The 17,082-nt window shown below is 59.4% G+C and carries 13 protein-coding genes; 3 read left to right on the plus strand and 10 right to left on the minus strand.

Annotated elements, in window-relative coordinates; translation table 11 throughout:
* Positions 1–7 precede the first annotated feature (7 nt).
* Together ED661_RS11500 and mce are read right to left on the minus strand one after the other, a co-directional pair.
* Positions 8–283 (minus strand): DUF1467 family protein, encoded by a 276-nt coding sequence (locus ED661_RS11500; protein ID WP_122074007.1) that lies wholly within the window; start codon positions 281–283, stop codon positions 8–10.
* Between the two features lie 57 nt (positions 284–340).
* Positions 341–745 carry a methylmalonyl-CoA epimerase gene (mce, locus tag ED661_RS11505; protein WP_122074008.1) on the minus strand — a complete coding sequence of 135 codons (405 nt, stop codon included), beginning with the start codon at positions 743–745 and terminating at the stop codon, positions 341–343.
* Between the two features lie 236 nt (positions 746–981).
* Here mce and ED661_RS11510 point away from each other — a divergent pair, with 236 nt between their 5' ends.
* Positions 982–1,701: a response regulator gene (locus ED661_RS11510; RefSeq protein ID WP_122074009.1), complete on the plus strand. Its 720-nt coding sequence runs from the start codon at positions 982–984 to the stop codon at positions 1,699–1,701.
* A gap of 2 nt (positions 1,702–1,703) precedes the next feature.
* Positions 1,704–1,853, plus strand: a complete 150-nt coding sequence (locus ED661_RS21935; protein ID WP_162930116.1) for a hypothetical protein — start codon at positions 1,704–1,706, stop codon at positions 1,851–1,853.
* Positions 1,854–1,927: 74 nt separating this feature from the next.
* Here ED661_RS21935 and ED661_RS11515 read toward each other — a convergent pair whose 3' ends face one another.
* From ED661_RS11515 to ED661_RS11535, 5 genes are all read right to left on the minus strand, one after another.
* Positions 1,928–3,151, minus strand: a complete 1,224-nt coding sequence (locus tag ED661_RS11515; RefSeq protein ID WP_122074010.1) for a DUF1501 domain-containing protein — start codon at positions 3,149–3,151, stop codon at positions 1,928–1,930.
* Positions 3,152–3,174: 23 nt separating this feature from the next.
* Positions 3,175–4,560, minus strand: coding sequence for a DUF1800 family protein (locus ED661_RS11520; protein WP_122074011.1), 1,386 nt, complete (start codon positions 4,558–4,560; stop codon positions 3,175–3,177).
* A gap of 297 nt (positions 4,561–4,857) precedes the next feature.
* Positions 4,858–6,711 (minus strand): aspartate--tRNA ligase, encoded by a 1,854-nt coding sequence (aspS, locus tag ED661_RS11525; protein ID WP_122074012.1) that lies wholly within the window; start codon positions 6,709–6,711, stop codon positions 4,858–4,860.
* A gap of 122 nt (positions 6,712–6,833) precedes the next feature.
* On the minus strand, positions 6,834–7,517 hold the full coding sequence (locus tag ED661_RS11530) for an aminotransferase class IV family protein (RefSeq protein ID WP_122074013.1): 684 nt from the start codon (positions 7,515–7,517) through the stop codon (positions 6,834–6,836).
* A complete protein-coding gene (locus ED661_RS11535) occupies positions 7,460–8,626 on the minus strand; it encodes an aminodeoxychorismate synthase component I (protein WP_122074014.1) in 1,167 nt (388 codons plus the stop codon). Before ED661_RS11535 ends, ED661_RS11530 begins: the two co-directional genes overlap by 58 nt.
* A gap of 240 nt (positions 8,627–8,866) precedes the next feature.
* Between ED661_RS11535 and carB the strand changes: the two genes are divergently transcribed.
* Positions 8,867–12,223 (plus strand): carbamoyl-phosphate synthase large subunit, encoded by a 3,357-nt coding sequence (gene carB, locus ED661_RS11540; RefSeq protein WP_122074015.1) that lies wholly within the window; start codon positions 8,867–8,869, stop codon positions 12,221–12,223.
* 58 nt (positions 12,224–12,281) lie between these two features.
* On the opposite strand, the gene ED661_RS11545 is transcribed toward carB, so the two are convergent.
* From ED661_RS11545 to ED661_RS11555, 3 genes are all read right to left on the minus strand, one after another.
* Positions 12,282–12,770 carry a hypothetical protein gene (locus ED661_RS11545; protein WP_122074016.1) on the minus strand — a complete coding sequence of 163 codons (489 nt, stop codon included), beginning with the start codon at positions 12,768–12,770 and terminating at the stop codon, positions 12,282–12,284.
* A gap of 191 nt (positions 12,771–12,961) precedes the next feature.
* The gene (locus ED661_RS11550) at positions 12,962–16,012 is read right to left on the minus strand and encodes an efflux RND transporter permease subunit (protein ID WP_122074017.1); all 3,051 of its coding nucleotides are present in this window, start codon (positions 16,010–16,012) and stop codon (positions 12,962–12,964) included.
* A 10-nt stretch (positions 16,013–16,022) separates the two neighbouring features.
* Entirely contained in the window at positions 16,023–17,066 is a 1,044-nt protein-coding gene (locus ED661_RS11555) for an efflux RND transporter periplasmic adaptor subunit (RefSeq protein ID WP_371412438.1), read from the minus strand.
* Between the last annotated feature and the right edge of the window lie 16 nt (positions 17,067–17,082).

A 17,082-nucleotide genomic window follows, 5' to 3' on the forward strand; every position in this document is an offset into this window, starting at 1 on the left:
AGACGGATCAGGAGGGGTCTGGCATTCGGTCGAACCAGTCAAAGTCATTCACCGTGATCAGCCCGGAGAGGATGATCCCCGCGATCACCGCCCAGAGCAGACAGGCAACTCCGGTGGTGATCCACGCCTTTTGCTTCAGGTAGTGGTTCTCGGGCGCACCGGCATGGGTTCCGGGTTCAATATTGCCCTTTTCGCCCTGTGTCTCGATACGGATCGGGATGATGACCAGAAAGGTCATGAACCAGATCACAGCAAACAGAACCAACCCGGATGTAATGGCCATAGTGTATTATCCTCAAGTAGACGGGCTGCACGGCAGCGCAGCCCGCTCTACATAGTCTCAAACCTGCTCGAGTTCCACCAGGCAACCGTTGAAGTCTTTGGGGTGCAGGAACAAGACCGGCTTGCCATGCGCGCCGATCTTTGGCTCACTACTGCCCAGAACCCGGGCGCCTTCAGCTTGCAGGTGATTGCGCGCTGCCAGGATGTCATCGACTTCATAACAAATATGGTGAATGCCGCCTGCTGGGTTCTTTTCCAGGAACCCGTTGATCGGAGAATTGTCGCCCAGCGGGTAGAGCAGCTCGATCTTGGTGTTTGGCAGCTCGATGAAAACAACGGTCACACCGTGATCGGGCTCATCCTGTGGCGCGCCAACTTTGGCGCCCAACGTGCTGCGGTACTGGGCCGATGCGGCCTCCAGGTCGGGAACGGCAATAGCTACGTGGTTCAGGCGCCCAATCATGATCTGTCTTCTCCTTGGCAAAACATTTGTTGCAGCCTTATGCTCAATTGCGCCGATCCCACGCAAGTGCGCCAATGCGCCCAGACCTGCAGATCACGCAGGGTTCGCTCTTGTGGCCCTTCCCTGCCCGTATTTCTACGCGCCTTTGGGCCTCTCAAACTGGCCTCTGGGGCCGTTAACTTCGAATTAGCCTCAAATTTATAGCGTCTCTACATATCCGATAAGGAGTATATGTAATGGACGATTCGGAACTGTTTGCAGCCGCCCAAAGACTACCAAGTGCCCGCCGCCCCCTGTTGGGCCTGACCATCCTGGTCATTGAGGACAGTCGCTATGCCTGTGAGGCCCTGCGCCTTTTGTGCCTGCGTAGTGGCGCCCGTATTCGACGCGCTGACTGCCTGAAATCTGCACGCCGCCATCTGCAGGTCTACCGCCCCTCGGTGGTGATTGCCGATGTTGGCCTGCCGGATGGTTCCGGCCTCGACCTGATCCAGGAAATGGACGACGCCCACCCAAGGGTTCGGATCATTCTGGCGATCTCGGGGGATGAAAACGTCGAAGAACAGGCCATTGCAGCCGGTGCAGACGGTTTCCTGGCCAAGCCCATTACCTCGCTTGCCTCCTTCCAGAACGCCATTCTGTCACGCCTTCCTGATGATCGCCAACCCAGCGGTCCGCGTCAGGTCACGGATGAAACCATCGAGCCGGATCCAATCGCCTTTCTTGACGATATGGCCCATGCGGCAGACGTGCTGAACGACACCCAGGAAGAAAAGTCCCTAGACTATCTGGCCCAGTTTGTCGGCGGCGTTGCCCGCAGCGCCGGAGATGGCCCCCTGGCCAAAGCCGCAGAAAGCCTGGCTCGTGCCAGATCCGAAGGCCGCCCTGTGGCCAGCGATGCTGCGGTGATCGCCGGCCTGGTCCAAGAGCGCCTGGAACGAAAGATTGCCATCTGATCATGTTCGAAGTCTTTTCGACATCTTTGGCGACTCTCGCCATTGTTCTCTATTTGCAGGCCCGCCACTCCGCGCGGATCATTCGGCGCAACCGTGACAATGCCCCGGAGACGCTAAAATCTATGCAGATCCACCCCCGCGAGCTGTTGTAGTAGGAAAATCTGTTTCATACTGGCGACATCCGCCAGTTCCTGGTCGGGCAGCGCGCCGCGATAGGCGTGATCCGCTATCGTAGAAAACCGGGATCCTGGTTCATCTGCAGCCCCGGGAAGACCTGCTGTTCCAGATCGCTTTGCCGGGTTCCGGTCAGCCCACGCATGATCCAGGCCGTGACTTCACGTACATCACCGGTTGGCATCAGATCGCGGCGATTGTACAGCGCGGCCTCTTCCAGCCCAGGCCAGCGCCCGTAGACCCTGCCCCCGCGAATGGCACCTCCGGCCAGAACCATGGCCCCGCCGGTGCCATGATCCGTGCCGCCAGTGCCATTTTCGCGCACCGTGCGACCAAATTCAGTCATCGCCACCACCGCTGTCTTACCCCAGACGGATCGGCCAACCCCACGTTTCAACGCCCAAATACAGCCACTCAACCGCTTCAAAGCCGCTCCAATACTGCGTTTTTGGTTGCTGTGAGTATCCCAGCCGTTCAAGGAGAACGAGGCAATGCGGGTATCACCGCGCAGCTGTTTTGCGGCAAATTCCGCCAGTTTCAGATGCGCCTTGCCGCGTGTCGCGCGCGGCATCTCCATCATGCCCCCCATCGCCCCCTCTGCGGAATCGCTGCCTGCCGCGCCAGTGATGCGCTCCTCTCCGTCAGACCGCGACAGGGCCAGCGCCTCGGACAGCGCCTCAGAAAACAGCGGATCCTCCTGCATCAACAGCCCGGCCAAATGCTCGGCCTGCGGGCTCAGCGCCAGATCTGCATCCGGCGACCAATCCGAGACCGGTGCCGCCCCGTGCAACAGCTGCAAATCCCCGTGCCCAATGGCAAAGGCCGTGCGCGCGGCAACCCCACTTTGCAGTTGCAATAAGCGATTGAGCCAACCATCGCGCCGCTCCCCGAGGCCAAGGGTGCCCGCTTCCAGCAGGTCCTGCCCGTCAAAATGGCTGCGGCGATCCCGGTAAGGGGTGGAAACCGCCTGTACAAAGCCAAGCTCCTCTTGCCGCCACAGTGGCATCAGGGGGGCCAGTTCCGGGTGCATCGCAAAATAACCATCAAGATCCAGTCCTGTTTGCGCTGCCAGACCAGGCCGCAACCCGGCAAACCCCGGATCGCCGTAGGGGCGGATAACATCCAGCCCATCCATGCCGCCGCGCAGGATAATCACCACAAGGCGCTGATCCCAGGGGGCCGCCGCCAGACTCACCGGGGTGATCAGCGGGCTGGCCGCAAGGGAGCAACCCAATAGGCCGCTGCGGGTCAGGAATTTTCTGCGTGAAAGTGTCATGCCGGATGCCCCCTTGATCCCAACTATCGCCGCTGAAAGGCGGGTGAGCTGAGCACCAGCCCAATCGCCTCGGCGCGGGTTTCCGCAGCTGAAGCGACAAACATCACCCACGGATTTGCGCGGCTTCCCAAACAGTGGCCTGCAAAGTCAGTTGGATCCGGCAAAGCCTCTACCAGCCGCCGCGGCGCCGCCATGGCCCAGCGCAGCCGCGCTGACAGCCCCTGTGGCGTAATCCAGGCCGCATCGGCCTCCTCCCATCCATCCGGCCCCACAGGGGATTGCCAAGCCTGTCCCATGAGCCGCAGTGGCGCGATAAAATTTTGCCGCATCTGCTTTGGCTTCCAACCTGTCAAATGCGCCGGGTCAACCCCCAGGCCACGACAGGCCGAGGCCATGTAGTCAAAGGGCGGTTTCACATTGCCCAGCTCTGGTTCCCAGGACAATTCATGGTTCAGCAAAACGTCATAGACCTGGGCCAGATCCCCATCGCTGTCGCGATAGGCGGCACTCAGCGCGGCGACCAGTTCTGGCGCAGGCTGGTCCTTGGTGAAATGCACCGCCAGTTTCCAGGCGATATGATCGGCGGTCGCCGGATGGCGGGCCAGGTCCCGCAGCGCCTGCAGCACCGGTTCCAGCTCTGCCTCGGCACCACCATAGACCCGCCCCAAAACGGTTTCAGCGCCCGGTTCAGCCATTCCCTCGTCAAACAAAAACCCCTTGTTGACTCGGTAGCTAAGTCCCGTGAACAACTCCGCCAGCTGGCGCACATCCGCCTGATCATAGGGCCCCTCAAGACCCAGGGTATGCAGCTCCAACACCTCGCGGGCCAGGTTTTCATTCAAGCCGCCACGACCGCCCTGTCGCTTGTTCAGAGCGCTGTTCTCTCCGCGCGAGCGGAATTGATCCAGGTAGTGCAACATCAAAGGATTGGTGACAGCCGCGATCAACAGATCCTCAAAGCGGCTGGAGATGTTCGGGCGAATGGCGCTTTCGATGTAGCCATAGGCCAGCGGCTGCATGGCGCGGTTTTTGCCTTTTGCGGTAAAATGATCTGCCCAGAACAGGGTCAATCTTTCGCGAAAACTGTCTTGCGTTGTGACATGGCGCAACAGGAGCTGGCGAAACCACAGATCACGCTGTTGCAGGTGTTTGCGGCGAAAGCGCTTGAAGTCCTTTTCAGCCTGCTTGGCCTCTGAGCTGCCGGCCTTGGTACGGCGGAGTTTACGCAGCCTGGCAAAGTCGCTCACCGAGGCCAGTATCGTTTCAGTTCCTGCAATGGGGAATTGCTCGGCCGCCCTGTCGGGCCCCTGAAGCCGTGCCAGCATCGCCTCTCTGGAGGCGAGCGGCGAAATGCTTGGTGACAAGCCGCAGCCAAATCGGATCTCGGCCAGTTCCGGATCAAATACCATCACCCTACTCCCTTGGCGGCGCGCATTGCCGCCGGATCTATCCCCAACCTAATCGGTCACAATAAAAGCTGACACCCTGTTATTCTGGGATACGCGTAAACCAGCGCAGTGAGTTGGCATGGGGGTTGTTTTGGGGGCTCTGCCCCCGCGCCCAGGGGCGCTCCCCCGGGATATTTTGGGCCAAATGAAACCTGGGGAGCCGTGCACAGCAAGGCTGGCGGCAAAGAAAAACACCCGAGAGCGGCCCCCCGGGTGTCACTTTGATCGGTGCCAAAGTAGCCGATTTGCAGCAGCGGTTTACTGATCCTGTGGGATCACCCGCAGGCCAAGTTCCATCAACTGATCGGACATCGGCTCGGACGGTGCTGACATCATCAGATCTTCGGCGCGCTGGTTCATCGGGAACATGATGACCTCGCGAATGTTGGCCTCATCGGCCAGCAGCATCACCATGCGGTCGATGCCGGCTGCACAGCCACCGTGGGGCGGGGCGCCGTATTGGAAGGCATTGACCATACCGCCAAAGCGTTTCTCAACCTCGTCCTTGCCGTAGCCGGCAATTTCAAAGGCTTTGAACATGATTTCAGGGCGGTGGTTCCGGATCGCACCCGAGACCAGCTCGTAGCCGTTGCAGGCGAGATCATACTGATAGCCCAGCACCTCAAGCGGGTTGCCGTTGAGGGCTTCCATGCCGCCCTGGGGCATCGAGAAGGGGTTATGTTCAAAATCGATCTTGCCGGTTTCTTCATCTGCTTCATAGATCGGGAAGTCGACAACCCAGGCAAAGGCAAAGCGGTCTTTGTCGGTGAGGCCCAGCTCTTCGCCGATGACATTACGGGCGCGGCCTGCAACACCTTCAAAGGCTTTGGGTTTGCCACCCAGGAAGAAGGCTGCATCACCCACGTCCAGACCCAGCTGCTGGCGGATTGCCTCGGTGCGCTCGGGGCCGATGTTCTTGGCCAGCGGGCCTGCGGCCTCATTGCCCAGAGTGATCTCGCCGGATTTGACCAGAGCGTTGACTTCTTTGACGGTGATGCCGCGTTCCTGGGCGATGCTGTCGGGCGATTGTTTGCGCCAGAAGATATAGCCCATGCCGGGCAGGCCTTCTTTTTGCGCAAAGGCATTCATCCGGTCACAGAATTTGCGGCTGCCGCCTTTGGGCGCTGGAATGGCGCGCACTTCGGTGCCTTCTTGTTCCAGCAGTTTGGCAAAGATGGCAAAGCCGGAACCGGCAAAGTGCTCAGACACCACCTGCATCTTGATCGGGTTGCGCAGGTCGGGCTTGTCGGAGCCATACCAGAGCGCCGCATCACGGTAGGAGATCTGCGGCCATTCGCTATCAACCTTGCGGCCACCGCCGAATTCCTCAAACACGCCCTGCATCACAGGCTGGATGGTATCAAAGACATCCTGCTGGGTAACAAAGGACATCTCCAGGTCGAGCTGGTAGAAATCGGTGGGCGAGCGGTCGGCGCGCGGATCTTCGTCGCGGAAGCAGGGGGCGATCTGGAAGTATTTGTCAAAGCCCGAGACCATCATCAGCTGTTTGAACTGCTGTGGTGCCTGCGGCAGGGCGTAGAATTTGCCCGGATGCAGACGCGAGGGCACCAGGAAGTCACGCGCGCCTTCGGGGGAAGAGGCGGTGATGATCGGGGTTTGATATTCGTTAAACCCCTTGTCCCACATGCGTTTGCGGATCGACTGCACCATGTTGGAGCGCAGGAGCATATTCTGCTGCATCTTTTCGCGGCGCAGGTCGAGGTAGCGATAGCGCAGGCGGGTTTCTTCCGGGTATTCCTGCTCGCCAAAGACCATCAGGGGCAGCTCATCGGCTTTGCCAAGGACTTCGATGTCGCGGATGAAGACTTCGACCTCGCCGGTCGGCAGCTTGTCATTCACCAGGCTCTCATCGCGGGCCAGCACATTGCCGTCGATGCGGATACACCATTCCGAGCGCACCTTTTCAATCTCGGCGAAAACCGGGCTGTCGGGATCCGCCATCACCTGAGTGATGCCATAATGGTCGCGCAGATCGATGAACAAGAGGCCGCCGTGATCGCGGACGCGGTGGACCCAACCAGAGAGGCGCACGGTTTCGCCCACGTTGGATTTGTTCAGTTCGGCGCAGGTATGGCTGCGATAGGCATGCATGGCGTGACCTTTCGGTATGAGGGTCTAGTCTGTGGTCGCGCGGTCATTCGGACTATGCCATGGGCAGGTTGAATTCGGCGCAGAATTCGTCTGGGCCGATACACAGGGTTGCAGCGCGCTTGTCAAGCAAAGCTGGCAAATTCCTCGCCGTCAGCAGCCCAAATCGCCTGCATCTCGCCGCGCAGGGAATTCACCAGCCGGATCTGGCGGGCATTTGCCAGATCCTCGGGCCGCAGAACGGCTTCGGTGACACACCCCGCATCCAGCAGGCTTTGGCGGTAGATCCCTGGCAAACAGCCAGAGCTCAGAGGCGGTGTCAGCTGTTCGTTCTCTGCTGTGGTGAGTATCAGATTGGTAATTGTCCCCTCACAGAGCTCTCCCCGGTTATTGAGGAAGACTATTTCATCAAGTCCCTTGGGCAGGGCCTCACGGGCCTGATCATAAAGGGTGCGGCGCGTGGTCTTATGCCTGAGAAAGGGATCATCCGCATCAAGCCGTGTCTGAGATATGGCAAAGCGCCACTGTGATGCCGCCTGAGGCATGGGCGCCGTGGTGACATCGACCCTGCCATCAGCGGCCAGGGTCAGGCGACACCGCAAGGGGTCCTCCCCTGCAATCGCTGCAATGGAACGACGAGCCGCTGAAGGGTCAAAAGCAATGTCGAAATGCGCTGCCGAGGCGGTAAGTCTTGCAAGATGTAGATCGAGCCGGGTAATCACTTGCCCCGGTATATAGCCAAAGGTCTCGATCAGGCGGAAATCGGCATCGCCCTTGATGGCGTCAGCTGGGCAAAACGGGCTTTCCATAGGGCTTCCTCATATTCCGACTGCGCGGTGCTGTCCCAGACAACGCCGCCGCCAACATTCAATCTGGCGCGCCCTTCCTGGACCATCAAGGTGCGAATGGCCACGTTGAACTCAGACGCGCCATCCGGCGCCATCCAGCCGATGCTGCCACAATAGATGTCGCGCGCCCAGGGTTCCAACTCTGACAGGATCTCCATCGCGCGGATTTTTGGCGCCCCGGTGATGGACCCGCAGGGAAACAGCGCCTGCAGGATCTGTCCCAGCCCCACACCCGGGCGCAGCTGCGCCTGTACCGTCGAGACCATCTGATGCACCGTAGCGTAGCTCTCTACCGCAAAGAGCTCTGGCACCTTGACCGAGCCAAGTTCGGCGATGCGTGAGATGTCATTGCGCAGCAGGTCGACGATCATCAGGTTCTCGGCGCGGTTCTTTTCATCCTGACGCAGGAAATCCCGCGCTTTGGCATCCGCAACCGGATCGGCACTGCGCGGCTGCGTACCCTTCATCGGCCGCGTCTCAATCCGCCCCCCCGCATCGGTGCGGAAAAACAGCTCGGGCGAGCGTGACAACAGATCCGGCAGATCCTCCTGCAGGACTAAGGCGCCATGACCGACCTGCTGGCGCGCCATCAGAGCGGCATAGAGCTCCTCTGAGCTCCCAGTGACCTGCGTATCAATCGGGAAGGTCAGATTGGCCTGGTAGATATCTCCGGCGCCGATACCCCTGTTCACCTCGGCAAAGGCCTCAGCGTAGCGTTCAAAACTCCAGCGCGGCTGTAGAGGACCCAAGCCACCACAGGCTGCGGGGTCCGGCCCATGTTTCGCGTGCGAAACAGTGAGAGGATGCGCATAGACACCAAAACACAGGAGCGGCAGATCGCGCTTGCCGGGCATACGCGCCGCAAGACTGGGCTCCAGCGCATATCCGAGCTCATAGCTGGCATAGCCGGCCAGCCAGTGACCCTCTTGCTGGACGGTCTCCAGATCCTCCAGCGCTCCCGGCACCTGCGCAGCAGTATCCGCACGGATCACACGCAGGGGATTGGCAAATTGCATCCCCTGCCCCGCCTGTCCCCACTGACCTGGCCCCTGATCAAAACGGATCTGCACGCAGCACCTCAAAACTTCTGCCATTTCCCTGCCCATGCTTATATCTGTACGCTATGCGAACAAAAGCCATAAAAGCGGCAATTCGAAGCGCGAGCCCGATCCCCCTTGCACCTTTTTGCGCTACCCCTATAACGCAGGACAATTTGGGCACTTGGGGGTGCCCGACTCGCCACTAGACCTAGACCGACCTGCCAACCTGCCCTGGCCTTGCCGCTCGCACAAATCGAAGGAAGCACACCCATGCCCAAAAGAACCGACATCCAGTCGATCATGATCATCGGTGCGGGGCCCATCATCATTGGGCAGGCCTGCGAATTCGACTACTCCGGTGCACAGGCTTGTAAGGCACTCAAGGAAGAGGGCTACCGGGTCATCCTGGTGAACTCGAACCCGGCCACCATCATGACCGACCCCGGTCTGGCCGATGCCACCTATATCGAGCCGATCACCCCAGAAGTGGTTGCCAAAATCATCGAGAAAGAGCGCCCCGACGCGCTACTGCCCACCATGGGCGGCCAGACTGGCCTGAACACCTCGCTCGCGCTGGAAGAGATGGGTGTACTGGAAGAATTTGGCGTCGAGATGATTGGCGCCACCCGCGACGCCATCGAGATGGCCGAAGATCGCAAACTGTTCCGCGATGCCATGGACCGTTTGGGCATTGAAAACCCCCGCGCCACCATCGTCACAGCGCCGACCTTTGACGACGGCAAGGCCGACCTCAACGAGGGTGTGCGTATCGCGCTGGAATCCCTGGAAGATATCGGCTTGCCCGCGATCATCCGCCCGGCCTTTACCATGGGTGGCACAGGTGGTGGTGTTGCCTATAACCGGGAAGACTACGAACACTTCTGCCGCACTGGCATGGATGCCTCGCCAGTAAACCAGATTCTGGTCGACGAGAGCCTGTTGGGTTGGAAAGAGTTCGAGATGGAAGTGGTCCGCGACAAAGCGGATAACGCCATCATCGTCTGCGCCATTGAAAACATCGACCCCATGGGCGTGCACACAGGCGATTCCATCACCGTGGCCCCGGCGCTGACGCTGACCGACAAAGAATACCAGATCATGCGGACCCATTCGATCAACGTCCTGCGTGAGATCGGTGTTGAGACCGGCGGCTCCAACGTTCAATGGGCGGTGAACCCCGCTGATGGCCGTATGGTGGTCATCGAGATGAACCCACGAGTGTCGCGCTCTTCGGCGCTGGCCTCCAAGGCCACCGGTTTCCCAATTGCCAAGATCGCCGCCAAGCTGGCGATCGGCTACACATTGGACGAGCTGGACAATGACATCACCAAGGTAACGCCTGCCTCCTTTGAACCCTCGATCGACTATGTTGTCACCAAGATCCCAAAATTCGCCTTTGAGAAATTCCCCGGCTCCGAGCCCTATCTGACCACCGCGATGAAATCCGTGGGCGAAGCCATGTCGATTGGCCGCACTATCCACGAATCGATGCAAAAGGCGCTGGCCTCGATGGAATCGGGCCTCACCGGTTTTGACGAAATCGAGATCCCCGGTCTGACCATCGGCACCTGGGAACTCGCCACCGACAAGGCCGCCGTGATCAAAGCGATTAGCAAACAGACCCCCGACCGTTTGCGCACCATCGCCCAAGCCATGCGCCACGGGCTCAGCAATGATGAGATCTTTGGTGTCTCCAAATTTGACCCCTGGTTCCTTGATCGTATCCGCGAAATCATCGATGCCGAAGCAGAGGTCCGCGCCAATGGCCTGCCAACGGATGAAAAGGCGCTACGCCACCTCAAGATGCTCGGCTTTACCGATGCGCGTCTGGCCAATCTGACCCAGGCTTCGGAAAAATCCGTGCGCGACGCGCGGATCGCCAAAGGCGTCACCGCCGTGTTCAAACGCATCGACACCTGTGCGGCTGAATTTGAAGCCCAGACCCCCTATATGTATTCCACCTATGAGGCCCCAATGATGGGAGACGTGGAATGCGAAGCGCGGCCTTCGGATCGCAAAAAGGTCGTCATCCTGGGCGGTGGTCCAAACCGGATCGGCCAGGGGATCGAGTTTGACTACTGCTGCTGCCACGCCTGCTATGCGCTGACAGATGCGGGTTATGAGACCATCATGGTCAACTGCAACCCCGAGACCGTGTCCACCGACTATGACACCTCGGATCGTCTGTATTTTGAGCCACTGACCTTTGAGCACGTGATGGAAATCCTGCGGGTTGAGCAGGAAAACGGCACCCTGCACGGCGTGATCGTACAGTTTGGCGGTCAGACTCCGCTGAAACTGGCCAATGCGCTGGAAGAGGAAGGCATTCCAATCCTCGGCACCTCGCCCGACGCCATTGATCTGGCCGAAGACCGCGAGCGTTTCCAGGAGCTGGTCAACAACCTTGGCCTCAAGCAGCCGCACAACGGCATTGCCTCCACTGACGAACAAGCGCTGGAAATCGCCGAGGAAATCGGCTTCCCACTGGTCATTCGCCCCTCCTACGTGTTGGGTGGTCGGGCGATGGAAATCGTCCGCGACATGGATCAGCTGCGCCGCTACATCGCCGAGGCTGTGGTGGTCTCTGGTGACAGCCCGGTACTGCTGGACAGCTACCTATCCGGCGCCGTTGAGCTGGACGTGGATGCGATCTGCGACGGCACTGATGTGCATGTGGCAGGTATCATGCAGCATATCGAGGAAGCCGGCGTTCACTCGGGCGACTCTGCCTGCTCATTGCCGCCCTACTCACTGTCTGATGAGGTGATCGAAGAGATCAAGACCCAGACCTTTGCCCTGGCCAAGGCGCTGAATGTGGTGGGCCTGATGAACATCCAGTTCGCCATCAAGGACGGGGTGATCTTCCTCATTGAGGTCAACCCCCGCGCCAGCCGTACCGTGCCCTTTGTCGCCAAGGCGACTGACAGTGCGATTGCCTCGATTGCCGCCCGTGTCATGGCGGGCGAAAAGCTCGCGGCCTTCCCGCATCGCGGCGCCTACAAGCCTGATGCAGGCTATGACGTGGACACGCCGATGGCGGATCCGATGACACTGGCCGACCCCAACATGCCCTGGTTCTCGGTCAAAGAAGCGGTGATGCCCTTTGCCCGCTTCCCTGGCGTTGACACCCTGCTGGGGCCAGAAATGCGCTCCACCGGTGAAGTCATGGGCTGGGACCGCGACTTCCCGCGCGCCTTCCTCAAGGCGCAGATGGGGGCGGGCATGGTGCTGCCTTCTGAGGGCCGTGCCTTTATGTCGATCAAGGATGCCGACAAGGGCGCGCCGATGCTGGAAGCGGCCAAGGTGCTGATCGAGCAAGGCTTTACCCTGGTGGCCACCGGTGGCACCCAGAGCTGGCTGGACGGCCACGGCGTTGCCTGTGAGCTGGTCAACAAGGTCTATGAAGGCCGCCCCCATGTGGTCGACCTGCTGAAAGACGGCCATGTGCAACTGTTGATGAACACCACCGAAGGCGCCCAGGCTGTGGAAGACAGCAAGGACATGCGCTCGGTGGCGCTCTATGACAAGATCCCCTATTTCACCACCGCCGCCGCCTCCAACGCGGCCGCCCTGGCGATCAAGGCCCAGGCCGAGGGTGATGTCGAGGTGAAAAGCCTGCAGGGGTAATCGGCACCAAAACCAAGCAGTACTCTAAAACCCCGGCTCTTTGAGCCGGGGTTTTGCTTTAGGAAATTGCCTGATCTGGGGCGTCATAGCTTCGTGTAAACCTCTTGCCGTTGAATGTATGTGTACAACAGGGGCACAAGGGCTTCATCTGTTCAACTGTCAGCTCTGGATCAACCACTGCGAGGCAATTGTCGTCACCCACATAAAGGCCGCTGAAATAGGTGCTTTCACCCGTGCGTACATAGGGTTTGCCCTCTTCCTGGCGGAGCGCAACGAGATTGAAAATCGGCTCCTTAGTATCGAGGCGCGCCAGTGCCGCGCTATAGACGGCATCCCAATCCTGCCCCACCTTTGACAACAGGAATTTGTACAACGGCGTATAGTCCAATCCGTGGCGATGTCTCTTATGCATTGCCCCCTGCGAAGAGCCATTGTTCTTGGCCTTTTTAGTATTGCGTTCCCAACGAGATTTGCCGCCATCACCGTGCCCAACCCCGTGGGTTTTGGTGTTCACCCGGCGATACAATGGCCTTTGTTGTGGCCTCATGGAGATGCTCCAGTCTTCCTGTGCAGTTCGGCCAAGGATACTAGCCCCCTAAAGTTGAGAAACAACAAGCCATTTCCCTGCCCTTGCAAATCAGAGCCCTGCGCCACCAAGGCGAAGGGGTTCAGCCCTCAAAAAAGGGGCCGCAGTCTGAACTGCGGCCCCCATGGAACGAATTGATTGAGCCAGCTGCCCTATGCCGCCAATGCCGCCTTCTGTTCCCGCCGCTCATCGCGGCCAAAGAAGATCAGGTAGAAGACCGGTGCCGCCACCAGGGTCAGCACGGTGGCAAAGGCCAGACCGCCCATGATGGTCACCGCCATGGAGACAAAGAAGGCGTCCCAGAGCAACGGGATCATCCCCAGAATGGTGGTCACTGCCGCCAGCATCACCGGGCGCAGACGCGACACGGATGCCTCGACGATGGCCTCGCGCAGGGGCTTGCCCGTCTCACGCACCAGGTCGATCTCTTCCACCAGAACAATGCCGTTTTTGATCAGCATACCCGAGAGGCTGAGCAGACCCAGAAGCGCGGTGAAGGTGAATGGCAAACCCGTGCCTAGCAGCCCCATGGCAACCCCATTCACCGACATCGGCACCAGCAGCCAGATGATGATCGGCTGACGCAGGGCGTTGAACAGGAAGACCGAGATCATCACCATGATCAGGATCGTCACTGGCAACTGCTTGCCCAGACTTGCATTGGCATCGCCTGCGCTCTCGTGATCACCGCCCCATTCCATCGTATAGCCAGGTGGCAGCTGCATCTCCTCAATCGTGGACTGGATTTCGGAAAACACAGAGGCCGGTGTCAAATCCACTGGGATATCAGCCCCGACGGTGAGCGTTGGAACCCGGTCACGGCGATGCAGCAGAGTGTCTTCCAGCTCCAGATCCACCCCGTCGATCATCTGCTCCATCGGCAGGAACTTTTGCGCTGTGCTGGAATAGACCACCTGGTCCATGATGTTGTAGCCATCCTCCTGTGAGCGTCGAATGACGATCGGGATCAGACGATCCTGTTCGCGGAAAACCCCAGCCTGCAGACCATCTGTCGAGAACAACAGCGTATCGGCAATGTCTTCACGCGCGATACCAGCGGTCTGCGCCCGGTCGGTGGCATAGCGCGGGGTCAGAACAAATTCGCGCTCTCGCCAGTCGTGCCGGGTGTTGAGGATGTTTGGCGATGCGGCCTCAAGGCGAGTCATCGCTTCTTCGCCCAGCTGTCGCAGCACGGTCGAATCCGGACCAGAGAAGCGCACCTGGATCGGGTCGCCGCCGCCTGGACCAAAGACCAGCCGTTTGGTGCGGAACTCACCCTCAGGCAGTACCTCATGACCAAAGGCTTCGAGTTCGGCCTGAAGCGGCGGGATAGCCGCCAGATCTGCGGTGCGAATGATCATGTGACCATAGCTGGGGTTCGGCTTTTGCGCATCATAGGTCAGCAGGAACCGCGAGGCGCCCTGCCCGACATAGGTGGAAAATTCTACGACGTCGTCACGCTGGGCAAGCCAGTCCTCAATCTGTTCCAGATGGGCCGAGGTTGTCTCGATCTTGGTACCCTGTGGCAGTTTGTAGTGCACAAAGAACAACGGCGTATTGGAGTCCGGAAAGAACTGCTGTTTGACGGTACCAAAGGCTGCAAAACAGGCCACCGTAAGGCCGATGAGCCCGGCCACAACCAACCAGCGCAGCTTGAGCGAGATCCGCAACAGGCCACCATAGGCGCGGAACAACAAGCTGCCATAGGCATCCGCCCCATCCGCATGGCCCTGCTTAAAGAAGTAGTGACCCAGGATCGGTGTCGCGGTCAGCGCCAGAACCCAGCTCAGCAACAGCGAGATCGCAATAACCGCGAAGAGCGAGAACAGGAATTCACCAGCGGAATCCGGGCTAAGGCCAATACCGGCAAAGGCCATGATACCAATCACGGTCGCCCCCAGCAGTGGGATCTGGGTCTTGGAGGCCGCATCATGCGCCGCCTCCCGCGAGGTTCGCCCACGTTGCATAGAGATTTGCATGCCTTCGGCGACAACAATGGCATTATCCACCAGCATCCCCATGGCAATGATCAGCGCGCCCAGCGAAATCCGTTCCATTTCAATGGAAAACAGGTTCATGAACAAGAGCGTGCCAACCACCGTCAGCAACAGCGTGGCACCAACAACGACAGCGGCGCGCCAGCCCATGAACAGGGCCAGAACCGCCACCACAATGGCAACCGAGGTTGCCAGATTGACCAGAAAGTCATTGGAGGCCTGATCCACCACCAGATGCTGCTGATAGATCGGCAAAAGTTCCACCCCAAACGGGATCTGCGTGTCCAGTTCAGCCAGACGGGCATCAACCCGTGCGCCAACCTCAACGATGTTTTCGCTGGCCAGCCCCGCAATGCCCATGGTGAAGGCTTCAACACCGTTGAAACGGATCATCAGATCAGGGTTGCTGGTGCGCCCACGATAAACCTCTGCCATGTCAACGACATTGATCACCTCACCCTGGGCACCAATCGACAGCCCGGCGATCTCGGACACGGTATCCGAGCCTTCCGGAGCGCTGATGCGGGTTTCTGCCGTGGTGTCATCCAGATAACCACCAGAGCGCACGGTGTTGGAGGTCGCGATCGAGTTTGCAATCGCTGCAATCGAGATGTTCTGGTTGACCGAAACCGCCATGTCGGGCTCGACAAAGACCGCCTCATCCGGCAGGCCGGAAATCTCGACATCCGCGACCCCGTCCACAGCCAGCAATTCACGGCGCAGGAAGGTGGCAAGCTCATGCTTCTCGGCATCGGTGTAACCCTCGGAAGTGACGGCATAAAACAGACCAAAAACATCGCCAAAGCTGTCATTCACAAAGGGCGACGAGACACCATCGGGCAGCCCCCGTGCGGCGTCGCGGATCTTGGCCCGCAGATCGGTCCAGATGGCGGGCAGCTCAGTGCCGTCATAGGTGTCATGCATCTCAACTTCGATCAAAGAACTGCCGGGGCGGTTGATCGAGGTAATGGTTTTGACCTCTCCCATCTTCTGAATGGCGGATTCCAGCGGCTCGGTCACCTCGCGGGCAACCTGTTCGGCGCTGGCGCCGGGATAGCCGGTGACGATCACCGCCTGTTTGATGGTAAAGGCCGGGTCTTCCAGACGTCCGAGGTTCAAAAACCCCCAGATGCCACCCAGAAGAGCCACCAGCATGATGATCCAAGTGTATAGCGGCCGGTCAATCGAGGCGCGTGCAATATCCATGCTCTCAGCCTCAGTTCGTGAAGCCGGCGAACCGGCGGACCTTTTGTCCGTCGATCAAGGCACTGCCACCAGTGGAGACAATCTCTTCACCACCTTGCAGCCCGGAAGAGATCGCAAAACCACCATGTTGGGTTGCTGCCAGCTCGACCTCGACCCAGGTTACCTCTCCGGTTTCGCCACCTTTGGGGGTAAAGACCATCACCCCAGTGGACCCTTCCGGTGTGGTCACGACTGCGGTGTTGGGCACGATAATACCATGCTCACCGGTATCGACCTTAACCCGCACAGTGGCCGAGGCTCCTGGCAGGACCTGGCGGCCTTCGGGCGGCAGCATGCTAAAGGTTACCCGGAAGGTCTGACCAATATTACTGGCTTCCGCGGTGAATTCGAGAATTTCCAACGGAAAACTCTCATCACTGCCCGGGAAGATTGCGAGGGTCGAAACATTGTCACCGTGACTGGCGCGTTGGAACAGAACCTCTGGAATATCGACTTCGATATGCAGCACCGACATGTCGTGCAGACGCACAATTGGGGCGCCCGCCGCCACGGTGGTGAAATTCTCCACTTCACGGGTTGAAACCAGGGCCTCAAACGGCGCGTTCAAGGTGGCATGGCGCAGCTCATATTCCGCATTGCGCAGCGCCACCCGGGTCAGCCCGGCCTGAGTTACCGCATCCTCAATGGAGACCGCGCTTACGGTTCCTTTGAGCCGCTCCAGTCGAGTCACCGTTCTGTCAGCCTGTTCCTTTTGCAGCCGTGCCTGTTCAAGCTTGAGCTCAAATGGCTCCAGGTCCAGCTCCGCAATCAGCTGTCCTTCGGGCACGATATAGCCTTCGGAAACCGGGAACCGCATCACCTGACCGGGAACCTGAAAGGCCAGGTCAACCGTTTGCTTGGCCGCCACTTGTCCGAAAAACTGACGTTCTAACAACAGGTTACCAGATTGTGTTGTCATCAGTTTCACCGGCTTGAGCGCGTCCTCAGCCTGGGCAGGCCCGGTTACGGCCACCCCTGCGGCCAGCAGCGCCGGTCCAGCCCATACCGGCATCATTGCCACGGCGATCTTT

The organism is Pseudophaeobacter sp. EL27 (assembly GCF_900313025.1).
Taxonomy (GTDB): domain Bacteria; phylum Pseudomonadota; class Alphaproteobacteria; order Rhodobacterales; family Rhodobacteraceae; genus Pseudophaeobacter.

What these genes read in the sequence shown, in the direction of transcription:
- ED661_RS11500 (WP_122074007.1), bottom strand. Translation starts at nt 283, where the DNA reads ATGGCCATTACATCCGGGTTGGTTCTGTTTGCTGTGATCTGGTTCATG.
- ED661_RS11530 (WP_122074013.1), bottom strand. Translation starts at nt 7,517, where the DNA reads ATGGAAAGCCCGTTTTGCCCAGCTGACGCCATCAAGGGCGATGCCGAT.
- aspS (WP_122074012.1), bottom strand. Translation starts at nt 6,711, where the DNA reads ATGCATGCCTATCGCAGCCATACCTGCGCCGAACTGAACAAATCCAAC.
- ED661_RS11550 (WP_122074017.1), bottom strand. Translation starts at nt 16,012, where the DNA reads ATGGATATTGCACGCGCCTCGATTGACCGGCCGCTATACACTTGGATC.
- ED661_RS11520 (WP_122074011.1), bottom strand. Translation starts at nt 4,560, where the DNA reads ATGGTATTTGATCCGGAACTGGCCGAGATCCGATTTGGCTGCGGCTTG.
- ED661_RS11510 (WP_122074009.1), top strand. Translation starts at nt 982, where the DNA reads ATGGACGATTCGGAACTGTTTGCAGCCGCCCAAAGACTACCAAGTGCC.
- ED661_RS11555 (WP_371412438.1), bottom strand. Translation starts at nt 17,066, where the DNA reads ATGATGCCGGTATGGGCTGGACCGGCGCTGCTGGCCGCAGGGGTGGCC.
- mce (WP_122074008.1), bottom strand. Translation starts at nt 745, where the DNA reads ATGATTGGGCGCCTGAACCACGTAGCTATTGCCGTTCCCGACCTGGAG.
- ED661_RS11545 (WP_122074016.1), bottom strand. Translation starts at nt 12,770, where the DNA reads ATGAGGCCACAACAAAGGCCATTGTATCGCCGGGTGAACACCAAAACC.
- ED661_RS11515 (WP_122074010.1), bottom strand. Translation starts at nt 3,151, where the DNA reads ATGACACTTTCACGCAGAAAATTCCTGACCCGCAGCGGCCTATTGGGT.
- ED661_RS21935 (WP_162930116.1), top strand. Translation starts at nt 1,704, where the DNA reads ATGTTCGAAGTCTTTTCGACATCTTTGGCGACTCTCGCCATTGTTCTC.
- carB (WP_122074015.1), top strand. Translation starts at nt 8,867, where the DNA reads ATGCCCAAAAGAACCGACATCCAGTCGATCATGATCATCGGTGCGGGG.